20 protein-coding genes and 1 riboswitch are annotated in these 18,538 nt (G+C 48.2%); all 20 genes read right to left on the bottom strand.

Annotation, left to right across the window (positions count from 1 at the left end; translation table 11 throughout):
* Window positions 1-3 precede the first annotated feature (3 nt).
* The 20 genes from MKZ12_RS27135 to ychF all read right to left on the bottom strand — a co-directional run bounded on the left by MKZ12_RS27135 (window position 4) and on the right by ychF (window position 18,451).
* Window positions 4-552, bottom strand: a complete 549-nt coding sequence (locus MKZ12_RS27135; protein ID WP_036612565.1) for a F0F1 ATP synthase subunit delta — start codon at window positions 550-552, stop codon at window positions 4-6.
* Window positions 549-1,037 carry a F0F1 ATP synthase subunit B gene (gene atpF / locus MKZ12_RS27140; protein WP_339238194.1) on the bottom strand — a complete coding sequence of 163 codons (489 nt, stop codon included), beginning with the start codon at window positions 1,035-1,037 and terminating at the stop codon, window positions 549-551. The genes MKZ12_RS27135 and atpF overlap by 4 nt, the downstream gene beginning before the upstream one ends.
* 113 nt (window positions 1,038-1,150) lie before the next feature.
* Window positions 1,151-1,375 (bottom strand): F0F1 ATP synthase subunit C, encoded by a 225-nt coding sequence (gene atpE, locus MKZ12_RS27145; protein WP_017691934.1) that lies wholly within the window; start codon window positions 1,373-1,375, stop codon window positions 1,151-1,153.
* Between the two features lie 78 nt (window positions 1,376-1,453).
* Window positions 1,454-2,272 carry a F0F1 ATP synthase subunit A gene (gene atpB / locus MKZ12_RS27150; protein WP_339238196.1) on the bottom strand — a complete coding sequence of 273 codons (819 nt, stop codon included), beginning with the start codon at window positions 2,270-2,272 and terminating at the stop codon, window positions 1,454-1,456.
* 45 nt (window positions 2,273-2,317) lie between these two features.
* Window positions 2,318-2,695: an ATP synthase subunit I gene (locus tag MKZ12_RS27155; RefSeq protein WP_062836961.1), complete on the bottom strand. Its 378-nt coding sequence runs from the start codon at window positions 2,693-2,695 to the stop codon at window positions 2,318-2,320.
* Window positions 2,688-2,942, bottom strand: a complete 255-nt coding sequence (locus tag MKZ12_RS27160) for an AtpZ/AtpI family protein (RefSeq protein ID WP_024632723.1) — start codon at window positions 2,940-2,942, stop codon at window positions 2,688-2,690. Before MKZ12_RS27160 ends, MKZ12_RS27155 begins: the two co-directional genes overlap by 8 nt.
* Window positions 2,943-3,128: 186 nt before the next feature.
* A complete protein-coding gene (gene wecB / locus MKZ12_RS27165; protein WP_339257685.1) occupies window positions 3,129-4,286 on the bottom strand; it encodes a UDP-N-acetylglucosamine 2-epimerase (non-hydrolyzing) in 1,158 nt (385 codons plus the stop codon).
* 50 nt (window positions 4,287-4,336) lie between these two features.
* Window positions 4,337-4,966 (bottom strand): uracil phosphoribosyltransferase, encoded by a 630-nt coding sequence (gene upp / locus MKZ12_RS27170; protein WP_017691929.1) that lies wholly within the window; start codon window positions 4,964-4,966, stop codon window positions 4,337-4,339.
* Window positions 4,967-5,394: 428 nt separating this feature from the next.
* On the bottom strand, window positions 5,395-6,642 hold the full coding sequence (gene glyA, locus MKZ12_RS27175; protein ID WP_253441329.1) for a serine hydroxymethyltransferase: 1,248 nt from the start codon (window positions 6,640-6,642) through the stop codon (window positions 5,395-5,397).
* Window positions 6,643-6,875: 233 nt separating this feature from the next.
* On the bottom strand, window positions 6,876-7,469 hold the full coding sequence (locus MKZ12_RS27180) for a TIGR01440 family protein (RefSeq protein ID WP_339257687.1): 594 nt from the start codon (window positions 7,467-7,469) through the stop codon (window positions 6,876-6,878).
* 141 nt (window positions 7,470-7,610) lie between these two features.
* Window positions 7,611-7,692, bottom strand: a riboswitch (ZMP/ZTP riboswitch).
* 96 nt (window positions 7,693-7,788) lie between these two features.
* Window positions 7,789-8,361: a low molecular weight protein arginine phosphatase gene (locus MKZ12_RS27185; protein WP_339238201.1), complete on the bottom strand. Its 573-nt coding sequence runs from the start codon at window positions 8,359-8,361 to the stop codon at window positions 7,789-7,791.
* Between the two features lie 58 nt (window positions 8,362-8,419).
* Complete coding sequence (locus tag MKZ12_RS27190; RefSeq protein ID WP_339238203.1) at window positions 8,420-8,980, bottom strand: manganese efflux pump MntP family protein; 561 nt, start codon at window positions 8,978-8,980, stop codon at window positions 8,420-8,422.
* Between the two features lie 204 nt (window positions 8,981-9,184).
* The gene (locus MKZ12_RS27195) at window positions 9,185-10,423 is read right to left on the bottom strand and encodes an L-threonylcarbamoyladenylate synthase (protein WP_339257690.1); all 1,239 of its coding nucleotides are present in this window, start codon (window positions 10,421-10,423) and stop codon (window positions 9,185-9,187) included.
* A 255-nt stretch (window positions 10,424-10,678) separates the two neighbouring features.
* Entirely contained in the window at window positions 10,679-11,338 is a 660-nt protein-coding gene (gene spoIIR, locus MKZ12_RS27200) for a stage II sporulation protein R (RefSeq protein WP_339257692.1), read from the bottom strand.
* A 262-nt stretch (window positions 11,339-11,600) separates the two neighbouring features.
* Window positions 11,601-12,818, bottom strand: a complete 1,218-nt coding sequence (locus MKZ12_RS27205) for an FtsW/RodA/SpoVE family cell cycle protein (RefSeq protein WP_339257694.1) — start codon at window positions 12,816-12,818, stop codon at window positions 11,601-11,603.
* 307 nt (window positions 12,819-13,125) lie between these two features.
* Window positions 13,126-14,346 (bottom strand): FtsW/RodA/SpoVE family cell cycle protein, encoded by a 1,221-nt coding sequence (locus MKZ12_RS27210; RefSeq protein ID WP_339257696.1) that lies wholly within the window; start codon window positions 14,344-14,346, stop codon window positions 13,126-13,128.
* Window positions 14,347-14,431: 85 nt separating this feature from the next.
* Window positions 14,432-15,316 (bottom strand): peptide chain release factor N(5)-glutamine methyltransferase, encoded by an 885-nt coding sequence (gene prmC, locus MKZ12_RS27215; protein WP_127549115.1) that lies wholly within the window; start codon window positions 15,314-15,316, stop codon window positions 14,432-14,434.
* A gap of 24 nt (window positions 15,317-15,340) precedes the next feature.
* Entirely contained in the window at window positions 15,341-16,408 is a 1,068-nt protein-coding gene (gene prfA, locus MKZ12_RS27220; protein WP_339238213.1) for a peptide chain release factor 1, read from the bottom strand.
* A gap of 553 nt (window positions 16,409-16,961) precedes the next feature.
* Window positions 16,962-17,090 carry a hypothetical protein gene (locus MKZ12_RS27225; RefSeq protein ID WP_301290198.1) on the bottom strand — a complete coding sequence of 43 codons (129 nt, stop codon included), beginning with the start codon at window positions 17,088-17,090 and terminating at the stop codon, window positions 16,962-16,964.
* A gap of 260 nt (window positions 17,091-17,350) precedes the next feature.
* A complete protein-coding gene (gene ychF, locus MKZ12_RS27230; protein WP_076332544.1) occupies window positions 17,351-18,451 on the bottom strand; it encodes a redox-regulated ATPase YchF in 1,101 nt (366 codons plus the stop codon).
* Window positions 18,452-18,538 lie beyond the last annotated feature (87 nt).

The raw sequence follows: 18,538 nt of genomic DNA on the forward strand, positions 1-18,538 counted from the left end.
AATCTACTGTACTCGTCTGTTAAAAGACTGCTCAAGACGTTCGAGCTTGCCAGCCAAGCTGCCGTCATAGATCGTATCGCCGATGGCGACTTTCAATCCGCCCAGCAGAGTCGGATCAACAATGTTCTCGATACGAATCTTTTTATTCACACGGCCACCGAATTCACGGGCTACCGCTTCTTTTTCTTCATCATTCAACGCATAAGTCGAGTAGACACGTGCATCAGCGATGCCCAGCGACTCACCTTGGATCTTCCGATAATCATTCAGTAAGTCTCCCAGCAATTCAACGCGTCCGCGTTCAATCAACAACAAGACTGTACGAAGGACTGAATCGGATACCTTGCCATCAAGACTTGAGTGAATCACGTTCTGCTTGGCTTCATCAGAGATATTAGGGGATACGATAAATTTCTCGATATCTGCATCTCCGGTCAATGCACTGACTACTGCAACCAGTTCCTGTTCAACCTCAAGCACCTGCTGTTGCTGAAGAGCAACTTCGAACAATGCTTTCGCATAACGCTTGGCAACAATCGTATCGCGGCTCATTGTCGGCCTCCTACCTCATTGAGGTATTGGTTCACAAGCTCTTCTTGTGCAGGACCGTTCTCAACTTCTTTTTTGATCAATTTGGATGCAATCTGAACGGAAGCTGTACCCAGTTCGCTGCGAAGTGCTGCGACTGCTTTGTTCTTCTCGCTCTCGATTTCGCGTACTGCATCGTCTTTCAGACGATTAGCTTCAGCTTTCGCATCAGCCAAAATCGATTCAGCTTGTTTGCCACCCGTTTGTTTGGACTGTTCAATGATGTCGTAAGCATCTTTACGTGCTTGCTCAAGAGCTTGTTTTTGTTCCTCCACATAGGCAATGGCCTGTTCCCGAGTCTGTGCAGCCTCATTCATCTGCGTCATCACGAGTTCACGACGTTTTTCCATAATGGAGAACAAAGGCCCGAAGGCATAACGGCTAAGCAGCCAGTATAAAATTGCAAATGCAACAATCGCAAGAAGCGTATTTTCCCATATGAAACTCAATCTGTTCACTCCTTCCTGGAGGTATCCTTGAAACGTCATCCGTTAGAACGGACATTACCTAAAAAGAAGGCGCGGATGGCTATGGCCTTCCCCGCCAAACCTTTAAAATTTAATTAAGCCATACCGTAGAACATGAACGCGAGTACCACACCGATGATCGGCAATACCTCGATCAAACCTACACCGATAAACATTGTTGTTTGAAGAGTTGATTTTGCTTCCGGTTGACGGGCAATACCTTCCACCGTTTTGCTGATTACCATACCGTTACCAATACCTGCGCCAAACGCGCCCAGTCCTGCAACAATTGCTGCTGCGATTAATGCCATTGCTCCCATTTGTATATCCTCCTTAAAATGATAAATCGAATTTTTTATTGTTCAGCCTGGTGAAGAATTCTTCGTAGGGCTTGAAACTTAATGCTCGTCGTGCGTCTCGATGCTCTGTGAAATGTACACCATCATCAAGATAACAAACACAAATGCCTGGATCGCGCCGATAAAGATACTGAAGCCTTGCCACACCATTAATAGCGGAATTGCTGCGATAGCACCAAACACTTTGAATGTGGTCAGTTTCAGGATCGTTGCGATCAGTACCTCACCCGCGAAGATATTCGCGAATAGACGCATACCGTGTGTCAACAGCTTGGATGCCGTCTCAATCAAGTTGATTGGCAAGAACAAGGCGAATGGCTTAAGGTAATGCTGGAGATATCCTTTGGTGTTGCGGAACAAACCCAGTCCATGAGATACAAGGAACGCTACGAGAGCGAGTCCCATCGTTACAGACAAGTCGGCTGTCGGTGATTTCCACCAAGCCAGTTCAACGTGTGGGTGTGCTTCAGGGTCCTTGGCATGCGCTTCTTCAAACGCTTCCACCGCTGTAACAATCGGTTTACCGAACACTTGCGCATGTTCTGCGCTGTCCACTGCAGTTACCGCTTGGAACGGAAGTCCGAGCATGTTTCCTACAAAAATGAACATAATCATGGAAAGAGCGAGAGAGATAAAATGTTTACCTTTCTTCATATCCATTGTACTGGAAATCAGATTGCGGACGAATTCTACTGCCCACTCCATAAAATTTTGCAGCTTGCCGGGGTTTTCAACGGATAGTCTTCGTGTGGCCAGTACAGCAAAAATAAAAACAAGGGCACCTGTAACTACCAGCATCAACACAACCGATAGATCCAGTCGAAATCCGCCAAGCATAATAATTGGAGCTTCATGCATATTTTTCTCACCCCTTTCTCGACTTGAAAGCTGCAGCCCTTAACTTCATTCTGCTCTGCGGGAATGGACAATCCCTATAATCAGTAAGGAAAATTGTGCAATGACGAGACCGCCTGCAACCGCATATGTATTGAAGTACTGCGGAAAGCGCATCGATATGAATATACCGAGCACAGCGAGTGCCGCTCTTGTCAAAAATCCCAGGTTCACACGCTTCAAGTTACCTTCTGCCGCATCATCAGACATTTTCCTTACTTTGTAGCCCAAGTAAAATGCATTGATCCAGCTAATTCCTGTACCCAGGGCTAGTCCCAAAGCAATTGTCTCCACACGTGGCATAAAGGCCGCTGCGAGAAAACAAATCATAAGAAAGTACATGATGAAAACAGTCATCGATCTGCGGTATCTGGTTAGTTCACTCATCACTTTCCCCCATGAATTTTTTCGCGATAAAGTAGATGCTTACACCGCCAGCCGCAAGAAAAAAGAGAACGCTTACGGCGATCCATATTCCGTTACCTCCGATGGTCTTGTCCAACCAGGAGCCAGCGTAATATCCGGCAACAGCGAGAATGGCAATCTCGATCCCAAAAGCTGTCACGAGCCCCATCGCTTTCCATACATTATCGTCATGGTTACGGGATGAATTTGGTTTGTTCGAATCGGCCATTTTCCACGCCACCCTTGCAATCCCAGTTAATTTTACTGAATGATGAGAGCCTTTGTCAATTGAATGATTTTAGCGTTTTAAAGGGGAAAACGACGGGAATACAGACCCTCAAAGCCCATAAACCCGCGTAAACCGTACAGTTTAACTGTATGCTATGCCCTTTATAAATCCGTCAGAAAAATTGTATTATTTTTTGAATTTTCTGTGAAATGATTCCGGACGCTCACTATTTACACCAAAATGGTGCAGAATCGCATTGACAATTCTTTCCGAAGCATGTCCATCACCGTATGGATTAGCAGCCTGGCTCATGCTTGCATACAGGTTTTTGTCTGTAAGCAAAGCTTTGGTCCGTTCATATACACGTTCCTCTTCGGTACCTACCAGTTCCAGCGTTCCAGCTTCAATACCTTCCGGGCGCTCTGTCGTATCGCGCAATACGAGCACAGGCACACCAAACGAAGGTGCTTCTTCCTGCAAACCGCCTGAATCGGTCAAAATCAAGTGAGTATGCGGGTAAAAGTTATGCAAATCCACCACGTCTAGTGGATCAATTAATTGAATACGGGGATGATTCCCCAAAATCGCGTGAGCCGGCTCCTTCACAGCAGGACTTGGATGCACCGGGTACACGATGGCAATATCTTCAAATTCGTCGGCAATCCGTTTGACGGCCTGGAAAATGTTGCGGTGAGGCTCGCCTTGAGATTCACGGCGATGAGCTGTCATCAGCACAAGGCGTTTGCCTTGGGCCCAATCAAGTACCGGGTGTGTGTAGTCCTCCCGTACTGTATATTGAAACACATCTGTTACCGTGTTGCCTGTGACGTACGTACTAGACTCTGATTTATTTTCTTTGGCAAGATTGGAAGAAGACCAATCCGTAGGCGCAAAGTGTAGATCAGCCAGTACGCCCGTCAGCTGACGGTTCATCTCTTCCGGATATGGAGAAAGCTTGTTCCACGTCCGAAGTCCTGCTTCCACATGTCCTACCTGGATCTGCTGCAAGAATGCTGCATAGCTTGCTACAAAGGTAGTTAATGTATCCCCGTGAACCAGCACTATATCCGGCTTCGCTTCAGCCAATACCGGCTCCAGACCGCCTAATACACGAATCGTAATTTCATTCAATGTCTGACGGTCTTTCATCACATCCAGATCATAATCGGGATGAATGTCGAAAACTTCAAGAACCTGATCCAACATCTGACGATGCTGCGCAGTTACGCAAACAATAGATTCAATAGACTCGGGGTGTTTTTGCAATTCCAAAATAAGCGGAGCCATCTTGATGGCTTCCGGACGCACCCCGAAGATCGTCATGACTTTAATTTTCTTGGACATTCGAGCAAAGCCCCTTTTCTATAAGTTCCGATTACAAGCATGAGATATGCTTATTTAGTGCCGTATAGACGGTCTCCTGCATCGCCAAGTCCTGGAACGATATAACCATGATCATCCAGACGGTCGTCCAGTGCTGCGACATAGATATCCACATCAGGATGTGCATCCTGTACAGCTTTAACGCCTTCCGGTGCTGCTACCAGGTTCATCATCTTGATTTGGGTACAGCCACGTTTTTTGAGCACGTCAATAGCTGCAATCGCCGAACCGCCAGTTGCAAGCATCGGATCAATTACGATCAATTGACGCTCTGTCACGTCTGTAGGCAGTTTGGTGTAGTATTCTACCGGTTGCAGTGTTTCCGGATCACGGAACAGACCAACATGTCCAACTTTTGCGGCTGGCAACAATTTTACAACGCCATCCAGCATTCCGAGTCCTGCACGCAGAATCGGCACCAGTCCGAGCATGCGTCCAGAGATGACTTTACCTTGTGTTGCAGCTACAGGTGTCTGTACATCAATCGTTTCCAGTTCAACATCTCTTGTAATCTCATAAGCCATCAACGTTGCCACTTCATCCACCAATTCACGAAAATCTTTCGTATTCGTACGCATGTCGCGTATAAACGTCAGTTTGTGTTGAATCAAAGGGTGATCACATATTACTAATTTTCCCATCTAATTTGTCCCTCCGGTAAGTTCTTCATGTTCAGCATTTCCAAATATACCTAGCCACCATTCATGGGCTCGATAAATCCTGTATATTATATCATCACCAACAACGAATTACACCATCAAAGGGCACCCAATCATTACAGAATACCGAATCCTATAAAAAACAGGACCGGAAAATGATCCATCCGGTCCTGTTTTGCTCCTGCTGTTATGTCATTGAGTATGTTCAAAAACGTGTAAACACTAAAGATGCTCCGCAAACCGAATGACCTTCCGATCGCTGTTATCCCCTGATTTTTGTGATCTCCTATAAAAGGAGAAAATCAGGGGATAAAGGCGAGCGCTTCGCTTCTCCGGTTGCAATCTGCCAGCTTCGTCTTTTGTATTCCAATTTAAACAAACTCAAAAGAAAGCAGCATGAGCAAAGTTTTTTAGTATTTAAGGTCGGTATAGAGCGGGAATTGGTCTGTCAGTGCAGTCACTTCTGCACGAGCTTCATCCAGCTTCGCCGTATCTTTTGGATTTTTCAACGTTTTGGCAATGATCTTACCAATGGCAACCATCGCTTCTTCGTTCATACCACGGGAAGTTGCAGCAGGTGTACCAATTCGAATACCACTCGTTACAAACGGGCTTGTAGGGTCGAATGGAATTGCATTTTTGTTCACGGTAATACCGATGGAATCAAGTACATGCTCAGCTTCTTTACCTGTGATGTTCACACTGCGTGTGTCGATCAGCATCAAGTGGTTATCTGTACCACCGGATACGATGTTCAAGCCTTCAGCGATCAGTGTTTCAGCCAAAACCTGTGCGTTTTTCACAACGTTCTGTGCATATGTTTTGAACTCTGGTTGCAAAGCTTCTCCGAATGCTACCGCTTTGGAAGCAATTACGTGCATCAAAGGACCACCTTGGGAACCCGGGAATACCGCTTTATCAATCGCTGCTGCCCATGCTTTACGGCACAGAATCATACCACCACGAGGTCCACGCAACGTTTTGTGTGTTGTTGTTGTTACGAAATGCGCATGTGGAACCGGGTTTGGATGCAAACCAGCAGCAACCAATCCTGCAATATGAGCCATATCCACCATGAACAAAGCACCTACATCATTGGCGATGGAAGCCAGCTTTTCAAAATCAATGGTACGCGGATATGCACTTGCACCTGCAACGATCAGACGAGGGCGGTGTTTGAAAGCCGCTTTGCGCACTTCATCATAATCAATCAGGAATGTATCTTCCTGCACGCCGTATGCCACAAAGTTGTACAGTAAACCAGAAGCGTTAACCGGGCTACCGTGCGTGAGGTGTCCACCATGGGCAAGGTTCATACCAAGTACAGTATCACCAGGTTTCAACGCTGCAAGATATACTGCCATGTTCGCTTGTGCGCCGGAGTGAGGTTGAACATTCACGTGTTCTGCTCCGAACAATTCTTTGGCACGATCACGCGCAATGTCTTCAACTACGTCCACATGCTCACAACCGCCATAGTAACGTTTACCTGGATAGCCTTCAGCGTACTTGTTGGTCAGTACAGATCCCAATGCTTCGATTACTGCTTCACTCACGATGTTCTCGGATGCAATCAGTTCGATGTTGTTCTGTTGACGTTTCAGTTCAAGATTCATCGCTTCCAGTACTGCCGGGTCATTCTTGCGCAATTGTTCCATGATTAAATTCCTCCCAGTTATAAGTGAAGTTATAAAGCGAAACTACAGTGGTTACACTCCTCACTTCGATTGCATCACCATCTTCCGATCGCTGTTATCCCCTGATTTTTCTGAACTCCCTTATAATAAAGGGAAAATCCGGTGATAAAGGCGAACGCTTTGCTTCTTCAGATTGGTGCTGCACTCTCCGTTTTTGTGTAAAGTCTAATTTAGCTTTATATTGGTTGAAGATATCAGTCACAAAATGTTGAATCTGGTTGTTCTTCCATACGATACACCGCGCGTTCGCCGCCAATTAACTTCGGACGAGTCAACGCTGTGGTCACACGCGCATCTCCAACATAGCGGAGCGCTGTACGAAAAGGTACGGCTACATGCCGGAGATGCATGCCAATCATCGTCTCCCCAATGTCCAGTCCCGCATGGGCCTGCACATGTTCAGCCAGGCATGGATCGGTCAGCGAACGATATGCTGCGGATGCCATTGAACCTCCGGCCTTGGGCACGGGTACTGCACCAACCTCAGTCAATCCAAGACGAGTCAGCACAGAACGTTCCATGACCAGCGCACGGTTTAGATGCTCACAACATTGGAATACGGTATCAAAACCGAATTCCTCCTGCACTTCGCGTATACCCGCAAGAAGCTGTTGCGCCACTTCAATAGCACCACTCGTACCAATCCGTGCCCCTGCAACTTCACTTGTGCTTGTACCGATCACAACGATCTGTCCAGGCCCAAGCCGTCCGGCAAGCGCCAGTTCATGCAGAATGGATGCGGTCTGTTCCTGCAATCCGGGTTGTTCTGAATCTAACTCTATAGTCATCCTATCATCGCCTCCTGATAAAATCATGCCCGCTGTCTCTTGGCTGTCCTTCGTATTCTTGCACGGCATCTCAGGTACTATTATAGCGAATATTCAGATGAAAGACGAAAAAAAGAGCAGTCTGCGGGTAACGCAGAATTGCTCTTTTGCCCAGGCGACCGGCCGTTTGTTCCGGTGCTCCATCGTGGTTATGCCCACTTCGTCGCCAGTTACACCGGATCCCTGTTTTCCCCTTCATCATAAAACAACCCGCGTCTAAAATCAACGGTTAATTTACATCACGTGTCCTGTTTCTCTAACCTGCCCCGCAGGATCAGAATTATCCCAGCTTATCCAAAAGCCGGTCCAATGCCGTCCGAATCTCGGCCGCAGCGATATTATAATCATCACGACTCCCACCAAATGGATCGGAGATGTCAAAACTAGGAATTCGTTGTCTGATCTCAATGGCTCGCTCACGTTCCGATGCCAGGATCTCTTGCCCAAGGGCACGTTTCATCTCCAGCGTTGCAAACAGGCTGTCCAATTCCTGAACATCTCTTAATACCTGCTCGTCGTCCTCCACATACTCTTTCAATGTATAGGTTTTGTGGACAGAGTCGGGAAATACCTGCATGACATGCTGCTTATGACTCCGTGTTAATGTAAGAACCAGATCCGCCCAACCTACCAGGTTGGCGCTAAGTTGTGTGGAATGAGGTGGACCTTCAACGTTATGATCTCTCAGAACCGCTTCCGCATGACGGGAAATCGGCATACCAGACGTAGCTGCCACACCTGCGGAACGAACCTCTACCTGAATGCCGCGCTCCGATGCCAACTTTCGCAAAAGCCCCTCTGCCATGGGGCTGCGGCACGTATTGCCTGTACATACGAATAAAATATGTTTCATTGTGTTAGCCTCCCCATTTTACATATGATGCGAATGATAGGATATCTCAAGTTTTATTTTAAAATATAAACAAAAGTCCAAACGCAAGCAAGATTGCGCCACCAATGGCCTCACCATAATCCCCGAGATTCTGACTCACCCGACGGCCTAATAGCAGCCCCATCACCGACATCACCCCGCCACAAAAGCCAAAAGCCAGTACGGTTAAGATCAGATCACTGCTAAACATCCCTAAGGAAACGCCAACGGAGAACGAATCCACACTTACGCTGAGGGAGAACAGTATAACGCCGAGCAGGGAACGGTGGTCCACCAGCTTGGTATCGCCTTCACGGAATGCATTCAGAATCATATGACCACCCAGCAGAACAAGTAATCCACCTGCTGCATACGTCGTAATGTCACCGAGCAGCGAGCTGACGTATTTGCCCATATACATACCGATGAGCGGCATGATGATATGAAATAGCGCCGTAACTGTACTGATTCGCAATACATCCCTCAGCCGAATGCCCTTCATGCCAATTCCGATCCCGAGTGAAAACGCATCGAGGCCAAGCGCAACTGCCATGATCAAAATGGTTACCAACTGCCCTACATGGGCAGACACATCCCACATCCCCATACCCCCAAATCACGTAAAGGTTCTTGTACACGATATGCGGACAAGGACCTAAACATGACCGATGAAAGGTAAACGACGACGGATCTACTCCATCTCCATGATGCATAAGGCTAGATTGTAGGCAGGTGGATGCGATGTTTTAATTGATTTGTTTTGGAAAAGAGTGCGTAGCTCTCCTGACTGTATGATCAGGAGAGCTTAGGAGGGCTGTGGGTCGCCAACTTGGATGAGTTGGTTACCCGCGGCCTTGAGCAGCCGATTCATGACGGCTGCTCCCAGCCCTTCGCGTGAGCAGGCTTCAGCCACAATATATGTGGCGCCTTGCTCATCGCAGCTGCGCAGCGCGGCGTATAGCCTGCGCGCTGCTTCCTCCAGCTCGCTGGCGTCACCCAGCGAGAACACGGCATCGGCGCGGTACTGCTCCGCATGCTCGGCGAACGCCAGCACGGCGGTGCGCTCTCCGCGCTGCGCCGCCTCTGCGAGGGCGGCGCTGGTCCAGGCCGCCACCGCTGCGGGCGGCCCCTCCACCACGCACAGCGCCCCTGCGGGTGCGTAGTGCGTGTACTTCATGCCCGGCGAGCGCGGCGCCGGGCTTCCCACGCCAACGGCCCCCTCCGCGAGTAGCGCGGGGTCCGTGGCGACACGGGCGGCAACGGCGGACAGCTGTTCCGCCGTAATGCCGCCAGGGCGCAGGATGGTGACGGTACCGTCGTCACCGACCTGCACCACCGTGGACTCGACGCCCACCCCGGTGGGGCCGCCGTCCACGATGCCGCCGATGCGGCCATCCAGATCCTCGCGCACATGAGACGCGAGTGTTGGGCTTGGCCGCCCGGAGCGGTTGGCGCTTGGCGCAGCCACAGGGCATGCCGCCGCCGCGATCAACTGCAAGGCCACCGGGTGGTCCGGCATGCGCACGGCCACCGTATCCAGACCGGCGGTGACACGCGGGGACACCGCCCCCGGCCTAACCGGCAGCACCAGCGTCAGCGGTCCCGGCCAGAAGGCCGCCATCAGCGCTTCCGCTGTCTCATTCACTTCCGTGACCAGAGTGTCCAACTGGTCACGGTGCGCGATATGCACAATCAGTGGATTGTCGGAAGGTCGGCCTTTGGCGACAAATACAGCCTCCACAGCTGCCGTGCTACGCGCATCCGCACCCAGGCCGTAGACCGTTTCGGTCGGAAAGGCCACCGTCTGACCTTGACGAAGACAGGCTGCGGCAGCCTGCAAGTCGTCGAGCGCCCTTTGATGGGCGCTCCCCTTTTTCACATCCGCTAATTCAATATTACCCAATCCATGATCATTCTCATTGCTTAATAAAACGCGCACATCCCAATTGACTGTGACCATCTCTGCTGGAGTTCCCTTGTCATGAACCTCCATGTCATTTCTCATTTCTGAGGTGGATTGCACTTGCTCATTCTCTCTATTCATATATCCATCATTCCTAAACATCATAATAGGTTACTTGTGCACGTGAGAAATACACTTTAAACTCCATACACATCCTTGTTCACTTCGCTTCATACTCCATGTTCAATATAAGTAATTATAACATACCTGTCCCGCCTCGGATGCCCTTCATACTTCGCTCCACGCATGAGTCTCACTGTAGCTTCAACCCCAATTCATATCAAAAGGGCAGCTCCCTGAATTGAAGCCACCCACATCTATAGTATAAATCCGTTGTTATGAGAATAACCCAGTGACCCAACTCCATAGTTTCACAGCCATATCCCACAGAAAGAATCTCGCCTCCGGTGTCTCTCCCTGCACAGACGCCTCTGCATCTCCAGGTTCAGCCGCTGCGGCCGATACGTTTGAAGGTTTCGCCAGTGCATCCCCGGTCCCTGAATCAATGAAACACAGCGGCGGGAACAACACACACCACCAGTTCTGACCTTTGCCTTCGCCTAATGTAATCCGAACCGCTTCATAATCTCCAGCAGGATACACGGTGCCTCCATATAGCTTGGTTGGGAACGGAACCGAACCCAATTCCACCTGATACTCATACTTCAAACCGCGACTGGCCAACTCTTCTCCTACTCTATTTTCAATCTCGGACAAATGCTCACGAATGACATGGCGTGCTTCATCCAGACTTTGCGGATTCTCCAGTTCGGCTACCCACTCACCCATCTGAGCAACGACAGCATCCCGAATCTCGCGTTTCACCAATTGATCTCCCGGTGCATCCGAGTTTGCTAGAATACGCAAGCGAATCGATTGTTCAGGAATCGCTGTGGCCGCCACAGCTGCATCCGTTTTCTGACCTTCCCACATCATGATCATCATCATAAGACATACAATAATAAGTCCAATTTGCTTAACAATTCGTCTGTTCATTCCGTTCTCCCCCTCAGCTCTCTGATCACGCGACCTGCAACTCTCTCATGTCTATCAGTATGCCCGGGAGAGACGGAAGTAAACCTAGCATATACAATAAATCTACTAAATCGATTCTATGATATACACACGCTCACCAGTCATGTTAAAAAGGCTGATCCGCACCTGGTTACAGGGCAAATCAACCTCGTTATCCTTATGAACAATGAACAATCACGTTAGTCGCTCCACCACTGTGCTTTTCATTAAACTATTTCAGCAGTTACACAGCACTTTTCTCTTTCTTGAGCATATTCCATAAACGTTCCGACAACCGCGGTTGCTGCTCCCCCATGAGAAGTTCATCCTCCTCTTCCTGACCATATAACTTAATACTCATGACCACACCAATACAAGCCATGTTAATGAGCAGGGAGGTGCCCCCGTAACTGATGAATGGCAACGTAATTCCTGTGAGCGGCATCAGGCCGAGGAACGCCCCCACATTCTCAAACACCTGATACAACAACATTCCGATAATACCTACAATGATGACGGGTCCCGCGCGATCTCTGCAACTCAGAGCAATCCACACCATACGTTGAATCAGAATAAAGTACAACAGAATCAGTACGGATGCACCGACAAAGCCAAACTCCTCTGCGATCACGACAAAAATGGAATCCGAATACGTATAAGGGACTCGACCGCTCTGAACGGATGTTCCTTGCAAATAACCTTTGCCGATGATGCCCCCTGAACCAATGGCTAAACCTGCATTTTTCGTATGCCAGGACGCTTTGGAGGTAGCCTTTTCCGGCACAAGCCAGGGATCAATTCGCTCCGCCCAGTGCTCCCTTTTTATCTTTTCAAGAAAGGTGAATACTTCATCATGGTAGAACGTATAGGCTTTAACAAAACCAAAGAAGGTCACTCCAACAATCGTCAGTACAATTAATACGTGCTTCAGTCTCATATTTCCGATCCAGAATACCGCAGCCAGAATCACCACATACCCCAATGCATTGCCTAGATCATTCTGAGCCATAACCAGAGCAAATGGAATAAACGCCCAGCAGCCAATCGGCACAATATCTCTCCAAAATTGCAGCGTGCCTCGTTGTCTCTTCACAATTAAATGAGCAAGGAACAGAATCAGAATCATCTTGAACAGCTCTGCCGGTTGAAAAGAAAATTCCCCAAGCTTCAGCCAACCGTTGGCATTATTGATCGAACTGCCCAGGACATTAGCGAGGATCAGCAGTATAATTCCAAACCCATACAAATAAAACGCATATTTCACGTATAACTTGTAATTCACAAGCCCGATGACAAGCACCGCAATGAATCCAGCCACATAGAAATAAATCGTTTTGACATGGTGACTCGCCAGGTGAGCATCTGTTTGCGTTCCGCTGTAAATTGCAAATACACTAATAATCATGAGCAACAGCATGATGAAGAGAATCACACCATCCATCTTTTTCAACATTCTCAACATGACTCCGTCCATCCCCCTGAATCTAGCATTCTATGATTTCCAATTAAACTCAATATTTCCATTGTATATAATTGGATGATAAAATGGAAATCAGATTGCTTCAGGATGAATATCAAACAAATCAGCGGCCTATCTCCCACTGTAAAAAATAAAAACCCTGGAACAGATCATCCCTAAGTGAATAGGGCTGATCTGTTCCAGGGTTCTGTAGTTATATAAGTTAAACTAAGGATTATTTCCACTGACACTACGATAACAGAATAAACTTCCAATCGCTGTTATCCCAGATTTTTCAATTCCGAGAACGTTATTGTTCCTGCTGGGATGGCTTGCGTTTCAGCAATTTCATCACCAGATCGGTAATACTCGGTTGTTCCGCAGAGCCGAGAATATCCTCGTTTTCTTCCGTGTGAACCTTGATACTCATCACAATCCCCATACTGATCATGTTGAGCATAATGGAGGTACCACCCGAACTGATAAATGGCAGCGTAATCCCTGTAAGTGGCATCAGACCAATGAATGGACCAATATTAACAAAGATCTGGTAGAGCAGCATCGCTATAATACCTACAATAAGATAAGGTCCGGCGCGATCCTTACACTCCAGTGCAATCAGCACCAGCCTGTGAATCAGGATAAAGTATAGGAGAAGCAATACCGAGGCACCGATGAAGCCAAACTCCTCCCCGATCTGTACAAAGATCGAGTCTGCATAGGCCAGCGGCACCCGATTCGACTGAATCGTTGTGCCCTCCAGATATCCTTTGCCCGTAATACCGCCAGAACCTATCGCAAGCTTCGCATTATACGTCTGCCAGAGTACATCCCTTGAGGTCAGTTCTGGTACAAGCCAGGGGTCAAAACGATCCGCCCAGTGCGAACGTCCAATGTCATTCAGAAATTTAACGATCTCATCATGATAATGAATATATGCTTGTGTACCGCCGATAAAAGTCGCCACAGCAATAATAAAACCAATGAGGGCATGCGTAAATTTAATGTTGCCGATCCACAATAGGCCCACAAGAATGACAACATAACTTAACGCATTTCCCAAGTCATTTTGAAGCAATACCAGTAGTAACGGCGGCAGAACACAGAGTGAGATCGGAATAACATCACGTCCGAAATAGAGCGGACGATTCTTCTTTCGGGCCAAAAAGGCTGATAAAAACACAATTAGACATAACTTGAACAACTCAGCAGGTTGCAAACTGACCCCGAAGATGGACAGCCAACCTTTTGCACCGTAATACTCTTTACCAAAAAACATTACGAAAATGAGCAGCAGCATACCCACGCCATAGATATATAAATAATTTTTGATTATAAATTTATAATTGATCATCGACATTCCAAAAAAGACGATGAATCCAAAAATATAAAAAATCACTGCACTTTTCGGGAGTCCCTCCAGCTTCGGACGACCAAACGTTGTACTGTAAATCGACAAAATACTGATAACCATCAGAATAACCAGTATAAACACAATAGAATAATCTATCTTTTTAAATTTGTGCAGCATGTAATTATGTTCCCCCAAGCATTCAGAAATCTTCGGTATATCTCATTGTAGAGGATTTCACGGCAAAAAGAAAACCCGTGGAACCTTACATTTTCGTCACCTGTTCCGAAGTACGAACACCCAGGACATGCCGCTCGATTCCGGCAAGGTCCGGTACAATGATAATTTCCGGCCAATGTCCCGCCGTTTCAAGTAGAGCCGCGATGTCGCGAGCCTGCCCCTGGCCCAGCTCAAAACCAATGATCTGCGGCGGTGCAGGCAGCAGCGCCAGCTGCTCCAGCATGATCCGGTACGGTGCAAGCCCGTCCGGACCGCCGTCCAGTGCCATGCGCGGCTCATGATCGCGCACCTCTTGCTGTAACCCGGCGATATCTGCCGCCGGGATGTATGGCGGGTTGGACACCAGGATGTCCACCCGCGCCCCGGCGAACGGGGCCAGCAGATCGCCTTCACGGAAGTCGATCTGTACCCCGTTCGCGGCCGCGTTCCGCGCGGCCACTTGCAGGGCAGCCGCCGAGAGATCCCCGGCGCCGACCTGCCAGCGCGGGCGCAGTGAAGCCATCGTCACCGCGATGGCACCACTGCCCGTGCCAATATCGACGGCGAGCGGAGCGCCGTCAGGAAACACGCGGTCGGCTTCGCGCAGCACAGCCTCGACCAACAGCTCGGTCTCCGGCCGCGGAATCAGCACGGCCGGCGTGACCTCGAACGGCAGCCCATAGAATTCCTGGCTGCCGATAATGTATTGCGCTGGCTCACCCGCAGCCTTGCGCGTGACGGCGTCCTCCCAGCGGCTGCGATGCTCGCTGGGAAAAGGCTCCGGCTGCATCATGTAGTACGCGGCGCCATAGACGCCGAGTACATGTTCCAGCAGCAGCCGGGCATTGTTTTGCGGCTCGTACACGCCGCACTTCTCCAAAAAAGAGGAAGCCTCCACGAAGGCTTCCCGACAGCTCTGTTCCGGCGTCATGACAAACTGCGCTCGGGTCACAGATTATTCTCCTCTATCCATCATTTCAGTCTGCTGAGCAATGGTCAGTGCAGACAGAATATCTTCAATCTCTCCGTTCATCACCTGATCCAGCTTGTGCATGGTCAGGCCGATCCGGTGATCCGTCACACGGCTTTGCGGGAAGTTGTACGTACGAATCCGCTCACTGCGGTCACCCGTTCCCACTTTGCTCTTCCGCTCAACAGAGATCTTTGCTTCCTCTTCCATACGTTTCATATCGAAGATACGTGTACGCAGAACCTGCAACGCTTTTTCCTTGTTGGAGTTCTGTGATTTTCCATCCTGACATGTCGCTACAATTCCCGTTGGAACGTGCGTTACCCGTACTGCGGATTTCGTGGTATTAACCGATTGTCCACCGGCACCACTGGAACAGAACGTATCCACACGGATGTCTTTATCATGAATTTCGATATCGAAATCTTCGGCTTCAGGCATAACGGCAACCGTTGAAGTTGACGTATGAATACGTCCGCCAGACTCGGTTGTTGGAATACGCTGCACACGGTGTGCGCCGCTTTCGTATTTCATTTTGCTGTAAGCGCCGCGGCCGTTGATCAGGAAAACAACCTCTTTGAATCCACCGAGATCATTCGTGTTAACGTCCATCAGCTCTACACGCCAGCCTTGTGCATCTGCATAACGTGTGTACATCCGATACAGATCTGCTGCAAACAACGCTGCTTCATCTCCACCAGCTGCCCCGCGAATCTCAACAATAACGTTCTTGTCGTCATTCGGATCTTTTGGCAGCATGAGTACACGAATCAATTCGTCCAGTTCCTTCTGGCGAGTACTCAGTTCTTCAATTTCCATTTTGACCATTTCACGCATCTCATCATCCAGTTTCTCACCCTGCATTTCCTTTGCAGCTTCGAGATCCTGACTTACCTGTTTGTATTCCGTGTACGCTTCATAAGTCGGTTGCAGATCGGATTGCTCTTTCGAGTATTCCCGCAGCTTTTTGTTGTCACTTGCCACATCCGGGTCACACAAAAGCTCGCTCAACTTGTCATAACGGTCGGCTAACGCCTGTAATTTATCCAACATGTATAGTCACCTCACGCATTATTTTGTCCAAGCACATTACATTTTCAATAATGATTTCAATTCAACATTAATTACATTTATAATCTATATTCCACAACGCACAGGATTCTCAATGAATCCCCTGACCGCAGCATGTATTCACATTCATGTATGATCGACGTATAACATCGCTACAACGTCATCAAATCCTTTACTTTTAAAGTGATATCAAGAAATCGTGTACCCTGTATGAAACTCGCTTCGACTCATCGGTTACAGTGCGAATTTTAACGTGGTATACGACTCTTAATTATAGCATATTCTTATGGTTCTGAATAGTAACTGTTCCGCAAGCGGATGAACTATTTTTTGGTGCTGCAAGATACAAAATGAAATTGTTGTTCGATGTGGTTCCGAAATGATCCTACTGTGGTATAATACAAGTATAGCAAGTGTAAAATAAACAAAAGCCACGATGCGCTAACATCGTGACTTCTCCAACAAAGGCCGGTGGGCGACCACGGCGAATTTCAATCAAACGAATGAAAAACCACCGGATTGCAAGGCGACCAACCTAATCCCGGTGGTTTTTCTTGTTCCGCGCTGCTTTCCACGCACTGCATACGGCTATTAACCCCACTGCAATACTAATTAGCTTGTCGCTAATTTCTAGGAAATGCTGCACTACTGCAAGAAATGACACGGCGTCACCCCCTTTCGGGTAAGCATCACCGTATCGATTATCCACCGGTTACTTTGTCTCCTCTATTATACCATAATATGCCTATTCACATCTCTATCTCAGCAGTTGATTTTGATTATGAAAACAAAGAACCCGTTTCTCTTGGAAGACTACTCTCCGTTGTATCCTCATCTTCAGAGCTCTAAGTTAAAGACCCCACGAACTTCACGAAGAAGGTCGTAGGGTCATAATTTTAAGTCTACATATAAATGTGTAACAACTTAAACGTTGAAACGGAAGTGCATAACGTCGCCGTCATTTACAACGTACTCTTTACCTTCAAGACGAAGTTGTCCGCGCTCTTTGGCACCGTTCATGGAACCCGCTGCCACCAGATCGTCATAAGAAACTACCTCGGCACGGATGAATCCGCGTTCGAAGTCCGTGTGAATGACACCCGCTGCGCCTGGCGCTTTGGTGCCTTTACGGATCGTCCACGCACGAACTTCCTGTACACCTGCTGTGAAGTATGTGTACAGACCGAGCAATTTGTAGGCTGCTTTGATCAACAAGTTCAGACCGGAATCCTCAATACCGAGCTCTTCCAGGAACATTTGTTTATCTTCGCCTTCCAGCTCGGAGATCTCTTCTTCAACCTTCGCACTGATTGGCACTACTTCTGCGTTTTCAGCAGCTGCGAATTCTCTTACTTTTTGCACGTAAGCATTGTTCGCCACATCGCCGATTTCATCCTCAGCTACATTGGCTGCGTACAGAACAGGCTTCAGGGTAAGCAAGTGCAGATCTCGTATAATCAAAAGCTCGTCATCTGTAAGTTCCATGCTGCGTGCTGGCTTGTCATCATACAGAACAGCCTTCACTCTCTCCAACACTTCTACTTCTTGAGAGGCAGACTTGTTGCCGCCCTTCATGTTTTTCTTGGAGCGGTCGATTTTCTTCTCAACACTCTCGATATCGGCCAGGATCAGCTCCAGATTGATGGTCTGGATGTCGCTTACCGGGTCGATTTTGCCATCGACGTGTGTAATGTTCTCATCTACAAAGCAACGTACCACGTGTACAATCGCGTCTACTTCACGAATGTGGGCAAGGAACTTGTTACCCAGACCTTCGCCTTTGCTCGCACCGCGAACCAGACCTGCGATATCTACAAACTCAAACGCCGTTGGTACTGTTTTCTTAGGTACAACGAGTTCTGTCAGTTTGTCCAAACGCTCATCGGGTACTTCAACGATCCCCACGTTAGGGTCAATTGTACAGAACGGATAGTTTGCCGATTCGGCACCTGCTTGTGTAATTGCATTAAACAACGTAGATTTACCAACGTTAGGCAAACCCACGATTCCAGCTTTCAAAGCCATGTATATGACAACTCCTCATTGATTACTTGTTCGGTATGGATAATCCTATACATTATATATGACAAACCTCAAGGCATCAAGGAACTT

This window comes from Paenibacillus sp. FSL R5-0713, from assembly GCF_037973325.1.
Classification (GTDB): domain Bacteria; phylum Bacillota; class Bacilli; order Paenibacillales; family Paenibacillaceae; genus Paenibacillus.